The 16580-nt window shown below is 57.9% G+C and carries 14 protein-coding genes and 1 pseudogene; 8 read left to right on the top strand and 7 right to left on the bottom strand.

What is annotated here, in order from left to right; all coding sequences use genetic code 11:
- Nucleotides 1-137: 137 nt before the first annotated feature.
- The 4 genes from H7848_RS11970 (at nucleotide 138) to H7848_RS11955 (ending at nucleotide 5071) form a co-directional block, all read left to right on the top strand.
- Entirely contained in the window at nucleotides 138-791 is a 654-nt protein-coding gene (locus H7848_RS11970) for a tetratricopeptide repeat protein (protein WP_208351806.1), read from the top strand.
- A 46-nt stretch (nucleotides 792-837) separates the two neighbouring features.
- Nucleotides 838-2160, top strand: coding sequence for a PQQ-like beta-propeller repeat protein (locus H7848_RS11965; protein WP_336512093.1), 1323 nt, complete (start codon nucleotides 838-840; stop codon nucleotides 2158-2160).
- 50 nt (nucleotides 2161-2210) lie between these two features.
- Nucleotides 2211-3659 (top strand): ribosome biogenesis GTPase Der, encoded by a 1449-nt coding sequence (gene der, locus H7848_RS11960; RefSeq protein ID WP_208351804.1) that lies wholly within the window; start codon nucleotides 2211-2213, stop codon nucleotides 3657-3659.
- Between the two features lie 65 nt (nucleotides 3660-3724).
- Nucleotides 3725-5071, top strand: coding sequence for an MATE family efflux transporter (locus H7848_RS11955; RefSeq protein ID WP_237072720.1), 1347 nt, complete (start codon nucleotides 3725-3727; stop codon nucleotides 5069-5071).
- 250 nt (nucleotides 5072-5321) lie between these two features.
- Here the strand turns inward: H7848_RS11955 and H7848_RS11950 are convergent, their stop codons facing one another.
- Nucleotides 5322-6044: a hypothetical protein gene (locus H7848_RS11950; RefSeq protein ID WP_208351802.1), complete on the bottom strand. Its 723-nt coding sequence runs from the start codon at nucleotides 6042-6044 to the stop codon at nucleotides 5322-5324.
- Nucleotides 6045-6256: 212 nt separating this feature from the next.
- On the opposite strand from H7848_RS11950, the gene H7848_RS11945 reads away from it, so the two are divergent.
- The gene (locus tag H7848_RS11945) at nucleotides 6257-6448 is read left to right on the top strand and encodes a hypothetical protein (protein WP_208351800.1); all 192 of its coding nucleotides are present in this window, start codon (nucleotides 6257-6259) and stop codon (nucleotides 6446-6448) included.
- Between the two features lie 147 nt (nucleotides 6449-6595).
- Nucleotides 6596-6898: a hypothetical protein gene (locus H7848_RS11940; RefSeq protein WP_208351797.1), complete on the top strand. Its 303-nt coding sequence runs from the start codon at nucleotides 6596-6598 to the stop codon at nucleotides 6896-6898.
- A gap of 7 nt (nucleotides 6899-6905) precedes the next feature.
- Here the strand turns inward: H7848_RS11940 and H7848_RS11935 are convergent, their stop codons facing one another.
- Genes H7848_RS11935 through H7848_RS11920 form a run of 4 tightly spaced genes read right to left on the bottom strand, consistent with a single transcriptional unit; the run spans nucleotide 6906 to nucleotide 11557 of the window.
- A complete protein-coding gene (locus H7848_RS11935) occupies nucleotides 6906-8540 on the bottom strand; it encodes an ankyrin repeat domain-containing protein (RefSeq protein WP_208351795.1) in 1635 nt (544 codons plus the stop codon).
- Nucleotides 8541-8579: 39 nt separating this feature from the next.
- The gene (locus H7848_RS11930) at nucleotides 8580-9320 is read right to left on the bottom strand and encodes an SDR family oxidoreductase (RefSeq protein WP_208351793.1); all 741 of its coding nucleotides are present in this window, start codon (nucleotides 9318-9320) and stop codon (nucleotides 8580-8582) included.
- The gene (locus H7848_RS11925) at nucleotides 9317-10558 is read right to left on the bottom strand and encodes an acyl-CoA dehydrogenase family protein (protein ID WP_208351791.1); all 1242 of its coding nucleotides are present in this window, start codon (nucleotides 10556-10558) and stop codon (nucleotides 9317-9319) included. Before H7848_RS11925 ends, H7848_RS11930 begins: the two co-directional genes overlap by 4 nt.
- A gap of 3 nt (nucleotides 10559-10561) precedes the next feature.
- Nucleotides 10562-11557, bottom strand: a complete 996-nt coding sequence (locus tag H7848_RS11920) for a phosphotransferase family protein (RefSeq protein WP_208351789.1) — start codon at nucleotides 11555-11557, stop codon at nucleotides 10562-10564.
- Between the two features lie 322 nt (nucleotides 11558-11879).
- Between H7848_RS11920 and H7848_RS11915 the strand changes: the two genes are divergently transcribed.
- Nucleotides 11880-13094 carry an acetyl-CoA C-acetyltransferase gene (locus H7848_RS11915; protein WP_208351787.1) on the top strand — a complete coding sequence of 405 codons (1215 nt, stop codon included), beginning with the start codon at nucleotides 11880-11882 and terminating at the stop codon, nucleotides 13092-13094.
- A 14-nt stretch (nucleotides 13095-13108) separates the two neighbouring features.
- A complete protein-coding gene (locus H7848_RS11910) occupies nucleotides 13109-15319 on the top strand; it encodes a 3-hydroxyacyl-CoA dehydrogenase NAD-binding domain-containing protein (RefSeq protein WP_208351785.1) in 2211 nt (736 codons plus the stop codon).
- Between the two features lie 381 nt (nucleotides 15320-15700).
- Here the strand turns inward: H7848_RS11910 and H7848_RS19875 are convergent, their stop codons facing one another.
- Both H7848_RS19875 and H7848_RS11900 read right to left on the bottom strand, forming a co-directional pair.
- The gene (locus H7848_RS19875) at nucleotides 15701-15985 is read right to left on the bottom strand and encodes an IS110 family transposase (RefSeq protein ID WP_237072719.1); all 285 of its coding nucleotides are present in this window, start codon (nucleotides 15983-15985) and stop codon (nucleotides 15701-15703) included.
- A 194-nt stretch (nucleotides 15986-16179) separates the two neighbouring features.
- Nucleotides 16180-16407 (bottom strand): annotated as a pseudogene (locus H7848_RS11900) (DDE-type integrase/transposase/recombinase); the annotation flags it as partial.
- Nucleotides 16408-16580: the final 173 nt, after the last annotated feature.

The raw sequence follows: 16580 nt of genomic DNA, 5'->3' as shown, positions 1-16580 counted from the left end.
CACTCTGGTTCAAATTATCGTTTTCGCAAACACAGCGCAACGGAATAAGCGGTTTGGGCGATTTACCACTTGTCTGCCGCCCCTTGGCATTCCCTTTATCTTTCCGTAAGACAGCCGAAAGAAAAAAGGGAAGTCTCTTGTCCAACTCCGACAGCTTTATCGAAGAGGTCAGCGAAGAACTGCGCCGCGATCGTTTGTTCAAGATGATGCGGCGGTATGGCTGGATCGTTGTGCTGGTGCTTGTCGCGCTGGTGGGGGGTGCTGCGTTTAACGAATACCGTAAGGCCCAGAATGCACAGGCCGCGCGCGCAGCAGGCGATCAGATCATCACAGCCTTTCAGGCGGATCAGGCTCAGGCTCGTGCCCAGGCCTTGCAGGGCGTTCAAACCGAAACCAATGCCGATGTGATCGTGCAGCTTTTGCTGGCCGACGCGCATCTGGAAAATGACGACCGCGATGCGGCGCTGGCGATTTATAATGCCGTGCGGGCAGATGACGAAAATGCCGATATCTATCGTGATCTGGCATCTTTCAAGGCGCTGCTGTTGCAGGAAGACACGCTGTCGTTTGACGAACGCCGCGCGGGCTTTGCCACGCTGTCCGCCCCCGGTGGGGCCTTCCGCCTTTTGGCCGAAGAACAACTTGCTTTTTTAGAGATTGAAGACGGGCAGACCGACGCCGCTCTCTTGCGGCTGCAACAGATTCTGTCAGACAATACGATTACACCTGGGCTGCAACGCCGCGTGTCGCAGCTGATTATTTCACTTGGCGGCGAATTAGAGGCAACCTAAGCCGACCTGCGGCAGCGTCCGCACGAATGAAAAGGACAATCAGGCCGTGAAGCCGTTTCAGTTTATTTTCCTGTCGTTTCTGACACTGATTATATCTGCCTGTGCCGAACGGGAAGAGCGGCTGGAAGGTGAACGGCTGGATCTGCGCACGCCCCTGTCGGATGATGCCGCAGCCCCCACCGACGCGCAGGTCAATCGCGCTGTCCCGATCCGGCTGCCCGCCCAGGTTAATCACAGCAGCTGGACCCACCGCAACGGCAACGCCCAACACCAGATTCAGCATCCCGCCTTGGACAGCAGCCTGTCGCTGGCCTGGTCCGCCAACATCGGCGCGGGTGAAACCCGCAGGCACCGCATCACAGCCGACCCCGTTGTTGCAGGCGGCCGTATCTTTACGCTGGATGCCAAAGCCGGTGTGGCGGCCCATACCACAGGCGGCCGCAGCATTTGGACCCGCGATCTGACCCCGCCGTCGGAAAACGAAGGCGAAGCGTCGGGCGGCGGGTTGGCCTATGAAAACGGCCGCGTTTTTGTGACCACCGGCTTCGGACGCCTCAGCGCGCTTGATGCGGAAACCGGTGCCGTGATCTGGCATCAGGATCTTGAGGCACCCGCAACAGGCGCCCCCACCGTGGCCCGCGGGCTGGTCTATGTCGTGTCTGAAAACAATGTGGGCTGGGCGATCAATGCCGAAAACGGGCGCGTGCGCTGGCAACTGCCCGGCACACCAACGATTGCGAATATGGTGGGCGGTGCAGCCCCCGCTGTGAACGATCAGATTGTCGTCTTCCCCTTCAGTTCGGGCGATCTGCTGGCTGCCTTCCGGCGTGGCGGTATCCGCCGTTGGGGCGCGACCGTGTCCGGCGAACGTCAGGGCCGCGTCTATGCCACCGTGTCTGATATCACCGGCGATCCCGTTATCGACGGCAATACGATCTATGTCGGTAACCAAAGCGGCCGTATCGTGGCGCTGTCAGCCGCCAATGGCGCGCGGCTTTGGACCGCGACCGAGGGCGCCTATAGCCCCGTCTGGCCCGCTGGCGGGTCTGTCTTTGCCGTCACCGATCTGGGCGAACTGGTGCGGCTGGATGCCTCGAACGGCGAACGCATCTGGGGCGTTTCGCTGCCATTCTACACTCGCGAACGCGAACGCCGTCGCAAGGGTGTCTTTGCCCATTATGGCCCTGTGCTGGCGGGCGGCCGTCTGATCGTGGCGTCAAACGATGGTCTGATCCGGTCGTTCAACCCCGTCAACGGCGCCCGCATCGACGAAGTCCGGCTGCCCGGCGGGGCGACCACGAACCCCGTTGTCGTGGGTGGCACGCTCTATCTGGTGACAGATCGCGGGCAACTGCTGGCTTTCCGATAACGGTGCATTGGTGTAAAGCCGGGGTCTGATCCGGGTCGGAGATTTTTGGGATGAGCTTTACCCTGGCCATTGTCGGCCGTCCAAATGTTGGAAAATCCACGCTGTTCAACCGCTTGGTGGGCAAGAAACTGGCGCTGGTCGACAACCAGCCCGGGGTGACGCGCGATCTGCGGGAAGGTGCTGCCAGGCTGGGCGATCTGAAGTTCACCGTCATCGATACCGCCGGACTGGAGGAAGCCACCGACGAAAGCCTGCAGGGCCGGATGCGCCGCCTGACCGAACGCGCCGTCGAAATGGCCGACATCTGTCTGTTCATGATTGACGCCCGCGTCGGCGTGACCCCAACGGATCAGATCTTTGCCGACATCCTGCGCAAGAAGAATGCCCATGTGATCCTGGCCGCGAACAAGGGCGAGGGCAGGGCGGCCGACGCTGGCGTGATTGAGGCCTACGCCCTGGGTCTGGGCGAACCTCTGCGCCTGTCGGCTGAACATGGCGAAGGCATGGGCGACCTGCTGGCCGTTCTGATGCCACTGGCCGATAAATTCACTGAGCGCGCCGCGCAGGATCAGCCCGATGTTGACGTCGATATCGACGCCGAAGACGTGGCGCTGGCCGATCGTAAACGCCCTTTGCAGGTCGCCGTCGTCGGGCGGCCCAATGCCGGAAAATCCACCCTGATCAACAAGATACTGGGCGAAGATCGTCTGCTGACGGGGCCCGAGGCCGGGATCACCCGCGATGCGATCTCGCTGCAGATCGACTGGGATGGCCTGCCCGTGCGCATTTTCGATACCGCAGGCATGCGCAAAAAGGCCAAGGTGCAGGAAAAGCTGGAAAAGCTGTCCGTTTCAGACGGCCTGCGCGCCGTGAAATTCGCCGAGGTCGTCGTGGTCCTGCTGGACGCCGCGATCCCCTTTGAACAGCAGGACCTGCGCATCGCCGATCTGGCCGAACGTGAAGGCCGCGCGGTGGTCGTTGCCGTCAACAAATGGGATATCGAGGACGATAAACAGAACAAACTCAAAGCCTTGCGCGAAGCCTTTGAACGGCTTCTGCCACAACTGCGCGGCGCGCCTTTGGTCACAGTCTCGGCCAAAACCGGTCGGGGGCTGGACCGTTTGAAAGCCGCGATCGAACGATCCTACGACGTCTGGAACCGTCGCGTCACGACCGCCCAATTGAACCGCTGGCTGATCGGCATGGTCGAGGCACACCCACCCCCCGCACCCGGCGGCAAGCGCATCAAGCTGCGCTACGCGACCCAGGTCAAAACGCGCCCCCCCGCTTTTGTCGTCATGTGTTCGCACCCCGGTAAACTGCCCGAAAGCTATTCACGCTATCTGGTCAACGGATTGCGCGAAGACTTCGACATGCCGGGCACACCCATCCGCCTGACGATGCGATCCCAGGCGGACAAGAACCCCTATAAGAACAAGAAAAAATCAACCCCATCCCGCCTGCGCAAGCACCTTGGTAAACGTCCCCTGGCCGATTAGGCATTGGTACCTTTTTTTGTCCTGCCGCCTTCCTATCTGTTGCTAACACGGGACGCGGGGGACAGATGTCAAAATCACTGCAGAAAACGGCCAATATGGCCCCCAAAGGCCCGTCCGAGGCAGGCGCGCTGCTGGGCCTTTCGATCCCGATCATTGCGGGGCTATCGGCGACATTGCTGCTTGGTGTGATCGACACGATCATGGTCTCGCCCCTGGGCACCGTGCCGCTGGCGGCGATTTCACTGGCGGCGACGGTTCTGATCATCATCTATTCCGGGCTTTACGGCTTTCTTTCGCCCATCGGGGTCGAGGCCGCGCAGCGGTATGGCCAGGGCGATCATGCCGGCGTGCGTCGGTTGCTGAAAGGCGGGCTGTCCATGGCTGGTATAGCCGGGATCACCGCCGCCGCGATTTTCGCGGTCAGCTATTTCCTGCTGCCACTCTTCCGTCAACCGCCCGAGGTCATAGCCGAGGTGCGCGGCTATTGGTTCATGGTGTCACTGGTTCTGATGTCCGTCGCGGCCCTTATGGCGATTTCTTTCGTGCTGAATGCCATCGATCGGGCCTGGACCGCAGCGTGTTTTGCGTTTTTCGGCGTTCTGGTTAACGTTCCGCTCAATTACGTGATGATCTGGGGCATCGGCGGCTGGCCGGGCCTTGGATTGTTTGGCGCAGGGGTCGCAACCGTGATCGCCGACGGTCTGGCCTTGGCTGTTGCCTTGGGATGGCTGCGCCGGAACGGGTTTCTGAAGCAGGAAACAGAAAGTGGCCTGCGAAGCCAGATGGCGACCGAAGGCATGCCCCTGACAATCGCCTACGTGGGCGAGGGCGCGGCCTATTCCGTTGTCGGCTTGCTGCTTGGTCTTTTCGGGGCGGCGGCGCTGGCGGCCAATCAGATCGTCCAGTCAATCGCGGGTGTCCTATATATGCTGCCGATTGGCATGGCGACGGCGACGACGGTCCGCATCGGGCAGGCCATCGGAGCCAATGCGCGAAGCCGTCTTAGACCGATTGCACGCACGGCGATGATCATCGTCGCGGGATGGATGCTGTGCGTGACGGTGGCGCTTCTGCTCACCGGGCGGCACATTTCCAACGCCTTGTCCGATGACCCCCAGGTGATCGGCATTGCCGTTGCGATGTTTGTCGTCGTCGCCCTGATCCAGGTGGCCGACGGTATCCAGTCCACGGCCCTGGGTGCCCTGCGCGGGGCAAAGGATTTCGTCTGGCCCACAGGGTTCACCCTGGCGTGCTATTGGCTGTTCGCCCTGCCGCTTGGCTACACGCTTGGGATTATCCTAGACTTCGGCCCGCTTGGTCTTTGGGCTGGCTACGGCACCGGCATCATACTGGCCGCCATCGTACTGCCGATCCGGTTCTGGCGCCTGACGGGGGCTGGGGCGCGACCATAGCGGATATGTTTTATCGGGCCTGGAGTTTGAGAAACGTTAACGTCGCAACGAAATCGTTAACGCGAGCCGAGTATTAAAGATCTCCCACACCGCAGCGCTTATTGACAGGCAGTTTCGTACGTCCCGGAATCGTACAAAAGCTGCGTACGAAACGTACAAATTGCCACAAACGCCTCGTTCGCCCTGGCCGATTTCGCCAAAAATGTGCAATTTGCACATGCGATTTGGCGTGCGTACGGGCGGTTAAGAGTTATGACGTTGCGTTCCTTTGGCCGATCCGCTGCCACAGAAAAACCGCGGCCAAAATGACTATGGCCGCGGCGGCAAAGACCTGCACACCGATGTTTTCACCCATGTTGGCGACAATGACGCCGATCAGGGCCCAGACAACGGCCAGGCTATATTCCGGGGCATCCGGCCGTGTTAGCTGGACGGCAAAGGCAATCACTGTTGCTACCGTAAGCCCGGCATACGCCCAGCCTATCTGATTGAAAACAAAACCATATCCAGCGCCCAATAATCCAAGCGAAACCGAGCTGGCCGCCGTCAACCATCCGGCATAAAGGGCAATCGGCACCTGAAAAACCCAACGATCTGTGCGTGGCGTTTTGATCAACGCAGCAATCGCGCTGATCAGCATCACCCAGATCAAAACCGTCGCCCACTCCGCACTGCGCACCGCGATCGCCAACCAGAATGTCCCGACCCCAAGGCTAATGATCAACGCGCTGCGCGCCGCGTCCCAGTCCGCGCTGGTTCTTTTGAAGATCGCCCCGTAAACCGCTGACATCGCAAGCCAAATATATATCACGCCCCAGATCGCAAAAGCATATCCCGCCGGCTGAACGGGCGGATCAATCTGCGGAATCGGCAGTTGATCCGCGCGAAACCCGCTAAAATCACGTGTCAGAAAAGGCGATATCACGAAACTAAGCGTGACGATCAGAACAAGGATGCTTTTGATATGTCTCATGTTTCTTAAACGATGACATGGTCGGAATGGTTCACAATTACCCATTCAGGAAGCGTTGTAAAAGAATCACGGGTAAGATTTTGGTAACCAAACATCCCACAACACGTTGACAGAAAACAGATTTTTGAGATGATGGCAAAAAAAAGGCGGAAATAAGGGCGAGGCTGCCATCATTTTGGGTGTGAGGCGGCGCAAGATTGGGGTTGGACGAAATGGTACGCATCAGCGGACTTGGCCAGTTATTGGCCTTTGGGAAAAAGGGGCAGCATCAACCTGCCGTCACAGGGCAGAAAAAGCCTAAATCCGTCACGCGCGACGAGTTGAAAGAGCTTTTTTCGGTTGAACTGGAAACGAAGCGTAACCCATTGTCAGGGCGGAAAAAATCATCACAAAGCCGCGCCTAGCACAAGCGGGCCGCGTGAATTTTTGGCAGATCGAAGAATTTTCCTTGTGTCGCAGTTGCGACCTTCCGTAACATGGGGTCAGGAACTATTTTTCTTGGCCTTTGATAGACTAAGTTTAAGTAACTGAAGGTCACAGCGGGGATTGTCATGTTCAAATTTCTGTTTCGCAAACGCGGGGATGAAATCGAAGCCAAGGTCGAAACTCAGCGCGAGGCATTCGAGCGCGTGATCGATGAATTGAACGATCTGATCGGTCGTCAGGCGAATAAGCCCAAAGTCACCGTCGATCCGGCCAGCGGCCATATCTCATTGGCGTTGCCAGGCCAGTTGCAGGACGAAGCACTGTCATTGCCGGCACCGGAAGATGAGGGTGAAAGTCCGATTGAAGAAGAGCCCTCGCCCGAACCAGACACCAGTGAAACTGACGAGAAAGCCGAAAAAGCTGCCTAGTCAGACGTTATGTCAATTGGGTCCAACGGCCCGTCTGAGTGTCGAGCACATAGTTGCCTGATAAATCCCAATATTGGCCGCGGACTGACACTTTGCCCCCGGAAACAGTGATTCTTGATCCATGAACCTGGGCCCTATGGCGGCTTATCCAGCCGGGGGCGTCGCCACTGGTCTGGACGCGGTGCATGCTGAAATCAGCCAGATCAAGACGAAAGACAGGTGTGACGCCATCTTGCCTGTCGCTTGCGTAGCCCAGCCCGCCGATGATCCAGATCGCGTCGTCAATCAAAGTGGCCGTGTGAAAATCCGTAGGTGGAAAAACCGATGCCGGATAGAAGAAAATACGGACGTCATTGCCCGGACCCTGAACCACAACGTCACTGAAAATCACGAAATCGGGATCATAGCTATCCTCATGCTCGCCCCCAATCTGAACCCAACGTCCGTCGGGCAGACGGGTCGTCGATTGGCCAAACCGATCTGCGGACCACACACCGTAAGGCAGATCAGTCATACGCTGACGCGCCAGATCGGAACTTTCGCCTGTTCGCAGCATCTCAAGATGATAAGGCAGCGTACGTTCCTCGGGGTTGGCGGTGCCCGAACACATTTTAGCCCCCTCCAGAAAGTCTGGGGAAGAGATATCCTGCGGTGGAATACGGTAAGCTTCAGTCACATATCGAATTTGAGCGCGTTCGTATTCGAACAGATCCTCGACGCTCCAGCCCGCATCCACTAATGTCCTGACATACTCAATGATAGCTGGTCGGCCATTCTTATCTAATACATGAAGTGGGTCGTTATGAAACAGTAGAAAGGTTGAAATCTGATGCACATCCGCGCCATGTTTCAGCAGTGTTTTCAGCATGTCTGTGTCAAAGGTTTCCAACGTCGCATCTAGTGCAATTTCCGAGCGCAGATCGTCTTGCAGAAACACATCCAGTACCTTGGCTTTTTTCAGCGACACTGCCAGACTAAAGCACAAGGCGGTTTCGTCGTCCTCAATCCGTCCCTCGGCGGCTATCTGATCCAACAGCGCAGCAACGACATCAGGTTTGTCCGCTGTGACGGCCTCATGCAGGACCGAAGTTGCATCAAAATTTTTCCATAAAATATCAAATGTACCGATCAGCGGCGCAACATCGGTGATCGTGCCATAGCGCACAGCGTGATGCAGTTTGCTAAAGCCCGCCTTTTCACCATCCGCGCCAAGTTCTATCAGCAGGTCAAAGATATCATCGTAACCCCAGTAGCGTGCATAACTGAGTGGCGTGTCCTTAAGAAGCGTGGCGCCGTTGGGGTCTTCGCCATCTTCGACAAGTGCGCGCACCCGGTCCGCCATTCCGTCATGCGAACCTTTTTCAATCAAACGGATCAAGGGCGGTTTTGTCTTGGCATCCTTGGCGATCCACTCCTGACTGCGCTGCTCAACCTGTCGCTTTGTCAGCTTTTGCCCGTCGAGCAGCGCCCGTTCCTCTGGTGCCGTTTCGAAATCCCAATAGGTCCAAGTGTCGCTTTTCCAAGCCGCGCGTTTTTCGTAGCGGGCCAGAATATCCATATTGTTTTGATAAGATTGCCGTTTATTCTCGGCCATGGTCGACAGGCCTTGCGCAATCATCTTGAACGGGTCAGAGAAATCCATTTTGTACAATCACATAATTAGTGTTGCCAATGCGCGGTTCTAAAGCCCTTGGCCATCATCCACATAGATCACCTGACCTGTCAGGAACCGTTGCGCGGGGTCGGCCAGATAGAGGATCGTTTGATCCAGATCCGATGGCTCTCCGATCCGGCGTCGGGGCATCATGGCGATCATTTGTTTGCCTTTGTCGGTGTCAAATGCGGCCTCATTGATTTCGGTTTTGATGTACCCCGGTGCGACGGCGTTGACGTTTATTCCGACGTTGATCCATTCGCGCGCCAACATCCGGGTCATATGGCTGATCGCTGCTTTTGTCATGGCATAGGTCGTCAGCCCGGGGATGGCCCGTGCGACGGACAAGGAACTGACGTTGACAATCCGTCCCTCTTGTTTGCGTCCGATCCAGCGGCGGCCCATTTCGGTGGCCAGAAAGAAGGGTGCTTTCAGGTTGACGGTCATGATGTGGTCGAAGTCGTCCGGGGTCACGTCGGTGGCGCGTTGTTCGGTGCCGATGCCCGCATTGTTGATCAGGCAGGTGATCGGCCCGGCCATGGCCTCGGTCTTATCCAAAGTGGCGGCGATGCCCGCGATATCAGTCACATCCATTTGCAGCGGATGCGCTTTGCCGCCAGCATCAGCGATTTCGTCACAAAGGGTGGTCAGCCGGTCTTCGCGTCGCGCCGCTGCGATCACCGTATAGCCGTTGGCCGCCAGAACCCTTGAAAACTGCGCGCCAAGTCCCGAGGAAGCCCCGGTCACCAATGCAATCTGCTCTGTCATCTTTTTCCCCCTAATGTGATGCCGGTGCGTGCAGCGGCGTCTTTGAATTCCATGCGGGCGACGGTGCGGCGGTGCACCTCGTCCGGGCCATCGGCCAGGCGCAGGCAGCGTTGCCAGGAATACATCGCCGCCAGCGGTGTGTCGCCGGACACCCCTTCGCCCCCGAACGCCTGTATCGCGTCGTCGATGATTTTAAGCGCCATGGTGGGGGCCGCGATCTTGATCAGCGCGATTTCCTTGCGCGCGGCCTTGTTACCCACGGTATCCATCATCCACGCGGCTTTCAGGCACAACAGGCGGGTCATTTCGATCTCAAGCCGGGCATTCGCCACGCGTTCTTCCCAGACCGAATGGGCGGCGATGGGTTTGCCGAACACCTGACGGCTGATCAGGCGTTCGGTCATCAGTTCCAGCGCGCGTTCCGCCGTACCGATGGATCGCATGCAGTGGTGAATACGGCCTGGGCCAAGGCGGCCCTGGGCAATCTCAAACCCGCGCCCTTCGCCAAGCAGGATGTTTTCGGCAGGCACACGGACATCCTTCAGCTCAATCTCCATATGTCCGTGGGGGGCGTCGTCGTAGCCAAAGACAGTCAGCGGGCGCTTCACCGTCACACCCGGCGTGTCGCGCGGCACAAGGATCATGGATTGTTGTTTGTGCGTTTCGGCCTGCGGGTCTGTTTTGCCCATGACGATGAAGATTTCACACCGCGGATCACCCGCGCCCGAGGACCACCATTTGCGTCCGTTGATAACGTAGGTCGAATTCCCCTCAAGCGTGATCGAACACTGCACATTCGTCGCGTCCGAGGATGCTACATCAGGTTCGGTCATCAGAAAGGCCGACCGGATGTCGCCCGCCAGCAGGGGGTTCAGCCAGCGGTCTTTCTGCGCATCGGTCCCGTACATTGCCAGCGTTTCCATATTACCGCTGTCCGGGGCGTTGCAGTTAAAGACCTCGGGCGCGATGGGGCTGCGGCCTGTGATTTCGGCCAGCGGGGCATATTCCAGAACGGACAGGCCCGCGCCAAGTTCTGGGTCGGGCAGGAACAGGTTCCACAGACCTGCCGCGCGCGCCTTGGCTTTCAGCTCTTCGATCACGGGCGGGATGAACCAGCGGTCGCCTTTGGCATTATGCTGTTCATTATAGACCGCCTCGGCCGGATAAACGTGATCGTCTATAAAGGCTGTGACGCGGTCGATATACTCTTTCGCTTTGTCAGAGGGGGCAAAATCCATCGGTCAGCCTTTCGTCAGATCAGTGGCGCGACCCAGCAACATGATGCCTGCATCGCGGAAGGGGCCCTGTACATCGGGCCCACCGGCAAAGCGCACGTGGACCTGCAGTGCGATGATGGCCAGTCGGAACAGGCCCATCGCCTGATAAAACGTCATGCTTTCGGGGCGCTCAAAGCCGCGGCGGGCGCAATAGGCGTCGATCAGGTCTTCGCGGGTCATCATGCCGGGAATATCGGTTGGGCCGCGCTTGAACTGATGGGCTGTGGGGGGATCGGCGGCCTCGATCCAATAGGCCAGCGCATTGCCCAGATCCATCAAGGGGTCACCACGACCGGCCAGTTCCCAATCCAGCAGACCGATGATGCGGGTCGGATCATCGGGGTTCAACACCATGTTGTCGAATTTGAAATCATTATGCAGCAGCGAGGTATGGGGGCTGGGCGGCGGTTGGTTCTGATCCAGCCAGTCCACCAGGTCGGTAAAATCCTCGGCCAGGCCCAGCTTGTGATAGCGTTTCGTCCAACCGGCGACCTGCCGCGCGACAAAGCCGTCGGGGTCGCCAAAGATATCGCGGGCTGTGTCCGGGATCGGGGCCTCATGCAATGTTGCGAAAACATCGACGAAACTGTCGCACAAGGCGCTCGCCTGCTCCGGTGTGATGTCCAGTTTCTGGCCGGGCTTCAAAATCAACCCCTCGCGCTTTTCCATGATGAAAAAGCTGTCACCGGTCGCGGACGGATCATCCGAAGACCCGATCGCCTTTGGGGCGAGCGCAAAGACGGGATGAACCGCCTGCAGCACGCGCGCCTCACGCACCATGTTATGGGCATTGCCGCTGCGGGCACCGGGTGGTGGGGTGCGCAGGATCAGCGGTTTGTCATCCGTTTCAACCAGATAGGTGAAGTTCGATACGCCACCGTCCAGCTTTTTGATCGCGCTGACCTGCGGGGCCGCATCCATGACCATATTCAGCGCAGCCTGCGCCTTGGTTTCGTCCATCGCTCTCCTCCGGTTGCGACGACATCACGTCACTTTGCTGAATCTAGGGGTATTTGGTCTTGTCAGCGAGTGCAAAATAAATTTTCATCCGCTGTGTCAAAAGTTTGCGGTCTGTAAAAATGGGGAGGGATCAGCGGCATGGCCATTTCTCTTTACGTAGCGTTACAAAGTTCTGCGGACTTTCCGCGCCTTTTAGGATATTGGTTTTACAACTAGGTGTTGAGCATAAAAACGATCTGCGCCGTAGTCAGGCGCTTCAGACGAACACATCGCGCTGCAAAGGGTTTTGCCTTTGGGCATTTTGAAAAAAGGGGAGGCCAAAGTGGCTGAAGAAGCATATATCTATGACGCGATCCGCAGTCCGCGGGGCAAGGGCCGCAAAGACGGCAGCCTGCATGAAGTCACCAGCGTCCGGCTGTCAGCCGAAGTGCTGAACACATTGAAAGAGCGTAACAATCTGGACACGACGCAGGTCGAAGATGTGATCTGGGGCAACGTGACTGCAGTTGCTGAACAGGGCGGGTGCCTTGCCCGCGCATCGGTTCTGTATTCCGATTATGGCGAACAGACCCCCGGTGTGTCGATCAACCGGTTCTGCGCCAGTGGACTTGAGGCCGTGAACATCGCTGCAAATCAGATCCGTGGCGGATCGGGCAATGCTTATGTCGCGGGCGGGGTTGAGATGATGGGCCGCGTACCGATGGGATCGGACGGTGCCGCGATGGCTGTCGATCCCCATCTGGCAATGAAAACCTATTTCGTGCCGCAGGGCATTTCGGCCGACATCATCGCGACGGAATTCGGTTTCAGCAAGGATGACTGCGACGCCTACGCTGTTGAAAGTCAGAAACGTGCGGCGAAGGCCTGGGAAGAAGGCCGGTTCAAGAAATCGGTCGTGACGATCAAGGATCAGAACGGTCTGCCGATTTTGGATCGTGACGAATACATGCGGCCGCAAACCGATATGCAAAGCCTGGGCGCGCTGAAGCCCGCGTTCAAGGAACAGGGCGAGGTTATGCCCGGCTTCGACGCCGTCGCCATGCTGCGGTATCCGCATCTGGAAAAGATCAACCATGTGCATACGGCGGGTAACTCCTCGGGCATCGTGGATGGGGCTGCGGCAGTGCTGGTCGGGTCGAAAGAATTCGGCGAACGTAATGGCCTGAAACCCCGCGCGCGCATTCGGGCGAATGCCAAGATCGGCACAGACCCGACGATGAACCTGACCGGTCCCGTGCCTGTGACCGAAAAAATCCTGCGCGAAAGCGGGATGAAATTCAGCGACATCGATCTGTTTGAGGTGAACGAGGCGTTCTCGGCCGTTGTTCTGCGTTTTATGCAGGCGTTTGATGCCGATCACGGCAAGGTCAATGTGAACGGTGGTGCGATTGCGATGGGTCACCCACTGGGGGCGACCGGTGCGATTTTGATATCGACACTGCTGGATGAAATGGAACGCACGGATAAGGAAATCGGCCTTGCAACATTGTGTGTGGCCGCCGGAATGGGGTCGGCCACGATCCTGGAACGCGTGTAAGGGGGGACAGATAAATGGCTGAATTTACGCATGAAGTCGATGCCGACGGTATTGCAACCATCACATGGGATGTGCCGGGCAAGGCGATGAACGTGATGACCCTGCAAGGGTTTCAGGAACTGAACGATATCATCGACACGGTTCTGTCCGACGACGCGATCAAGGGCGCTGTTCTGACCTCGGGCAAGAAGGATTTTGCGGGCGGTATGGATCTGAACACGCTTGGGTCTTTGCGGTCTGAGGCGGGCGATAACCCGGCGCAGAAACTGTTCGATTTCACGATGCAGGGCCATCAGGTTATGCGCAAGATCGAACGCGCAGGGATGGATCCGAAAACCAACAAAGGCGGCAAGCCGATTGCCTGTGCGATGCCTGGCACCGGTGCGGGCATCGGGCTGGAACTGCCGCTGGCCTGTCACCGCATCTTTGTGGCCGATAACCCGAAGGCCAAGATCGGTCTGCCGGAAATCCTGATTGGCATTTTCCCCGGTGGCGGTGGCACGACCCGTGTTGTCCGCAAGCTGGGGCTGATGAACGCCAGCCAGTTTTTGATGGAAGGCAAGATGGTGTCGCCCGACCGCGCAAAATCTGCTGGTCTGGTGGATGAAGTGGTGCCAGCCAATGAACTGATCGCGACGGCCAAAGAATGGGTCAAAAACGCCAAAGACGCCGATATTCTGAAACCTTGGGATCAGAAAAGCTTTAAATTCCCGGGTGGTACACCGTATCATCCCGCGGGTTTCATGACCTTTGTCGGCGCCAGTGCGATGATCCATGGCAAGACCCAAGGCGTTTATCCGGCGGCCAAGGCGATGCTGTCTGCGATCTATGAAGGTGCTCAGGTGCCATTCGATACTGCGCTGAAGATCGAGGCGCGCTGGTTCACGAACGTGCTATTGAACCCATCGTCCAGCGCTATGATCAACACGTTGTTCCTGAACAAAACCGCGTTGGAAAAGGGCGCAAACCGCCCCGCTGGCGTTCAGGATATGACCGTCAAGAAGGTCGGTGTTCTGGGCGCGGGCCTGATGGGTGCGGGCATCGCCTATGTCTCGGCCAAGGCGGGGATTGAGGTCGTGCTGCTGGACCAGAAGATGGAAGCGGCCGAGAAGGGTAAAGACTACTCGACCGGTTTGCTGGACAAGGCCATCAGCCGCAAACGGTCGACGCCCGAAAAGAAAGAGGCGCTGCTGTCGCTGATCACTCCGACCGACAGCTATGATGATCTGAAAGGCTGTGACCTGATTGTCGAGGCTGTGTTCGAAGACATGGGCGTTAAGGCCGACGTCACCAAAGCGGCCGAGGCGCAGTTGGACGATGACGCGATTTTCGCCACCAATACCTCGACCCTGCCGATCACGGATCTGGCCAAGGCCAGTCGGAATGATGAACGCTTTATCGGCATCCACTTTTTCAGCCCTGTGGACAAGATGAACCTGGTCGAGATCATCAAGGGCAAGGCGACCGGGGATGAAGCCGTGGCCAAGGCCCTGGATTTCGTGCGCCAGATCAGAAAGACCCCGATTGTGGTCAATGATGAACGGTTCTTCTATGCCAACCGCTGCATCATTCCCTATATGAACGAGGGTTGGCGCATGGTGGCAGAGGGCGTTGAACCGGCGCTGGTCGAAAACGCTGCGAAACAGATGGGTATGCCACTGGGACCGCTGCAGTTGGGTGACGAAACGGCGGTCGATCTGGCGGTCAAGATCATCAAGGCGACCAAGGCCGCGATGGGCGATGCCTATCCTGAAAGCCCGTCGGACGATGTGGCGTTCTTCCTGCATGACAAGGGACGCCTGGGTAAGAAAACCAAGGCTGGTTTCTATGACTATGACGAAAACGGTCGTCGTCAGGGTCTGTGGGACGGGCTGCGCGATCAGTATCCGCCTATGGAAGAGCAGCCCGATGTGACCGAGGTGATGCACCGTCTGGCCTTTTCGCAAACCCTTGAAGCGGTGCGTAGTTTTGAGGATGGTGTGCTGATGGACATCCGTGAAGGCGATGTCGCGGCGATCCTGGGATGGGGCTTTATGCCTTGGACCGGCGGGCCGTTCAGCTATCTGGATATTCTGGGTGCGACGCGTGCGGTTGAGATTGCCGAGGCGTTAACGGCGAAGTTCGGCGATCGGTTCGAGGTGCCGAAATTGCTGCGCGAATTGGCAGAGAAAGGCGAAACTTTCTATGGACGCTTTGGCCCCAAATCTGAAGACATGGCTGCCTGATCCAAAGGTGCCCGGGCCGCTGGCCCAGGCATTTTTTCTGGCACTGCGTGCGATTGGGGCTTTGCCCCAAACCCCAGAGTGCTTTTTCCAAGAAGAAGGTCATGACGGCATTTGATTATGTGATTGTTGGGGGTGGCTGCGGCGGGGTGTACGCTGGCGTCGCGGCTAAGTGAGGACCTCGCGGTGACTGTCTGACTGCTGGAGGCCGGCGGGCAGGGCACCGATATCAGTGTGATCATCGCCTGAGACTTGGCTTTGACCACACTATCTCGCGCGATCTTCAGGTGGCGGATCATCTCCGACGAACCAGTTTGCGCCTTAGCATGGGCCGTTGCTTGTCCGTTCAGCACCGATCTGGCAGCGCTCTCGGCATCGAGGCAGTCAGATTTGCCATGAAGATAGCGCAGCTGGCGATTGGCCGCATGACGTCCAGAACCTTATGCCCCTGGCCTGCAGATCTCTAGACAGGCCTGCGCCGTAAGAGCCGGCTCCCTCGATGCCAAAGGCTTTGACATGACCGAACTGGGACCCCCAGGTTTGGAGATCATTGTATCCCTTCCGCGTCGTGGGAATGGTCATGCTGCCTAAACGGGCGCCATGCGCATCAATGGCAACGGCAATGTGATTGGATTTGTGCGTGTCAACGCCGACGATGATCTGGTTCATGAATGCCCTTTCGCTGGAATGGCCCGGGCACCGATCGAAGCGGACAGGACTGTGATGGTACGCAGACCGTCAGGCTCCTATAAAGTCACATCTCGCCCGCTGCCGGGGCAACCTGACGGTCGACACGTCAACGCAATGACACGGAGTCAATCGTAGCATGGGTCAGGCCGTCAGGCTGCGATACCACATTCACAGTCGTGACAATTGCCGGTTCCGCTCATTGATACCTTAAAGCCGTGCTGTCGCAGCAGCTTCTGGTAGTCGTGTGAGTAGTACCTGCTGCTGCGGTCGGTGTGGTGAACGCAGCCCCTGGGCAGTTATCGCAACGCGATGACCATTTTTGATGCGCGGATCGCGAAATCAGGTTTCATGCGATTACTCACTGCCCAACCGATCTCCCGGCGTGAATGCAGATCGAGGAGCGAGCCTTTGTCCGCCATTGGTCCGAGGACAATGGCGAGTGCCAGCTAGAGCGTGATGAAATCGACCTGAATCAAGGGGGATTCACATAGGCTTATTTTGCTGATTCACTGTCGCCGACCACAAGATGGAGGGCGAGCAGTGGGTAAGGCACTTTCGATGGACCTTCGGGAGA

The organism is Pseudaestuariivita rosea, from assembly GCF_017592335.1.
GTDB lineage: Bacteria > Pseudomonadota > Alphaproteobacteria > Rhodobacterales > Rhodobacteraceae > Parasulfitobacter > Parasulfitobacter rosea.
The sequence above is the reverse complement of the archived record's forward strand: the minus strand, read 5'-3'. Positions and strand labels throughout refer to the sequence as shown.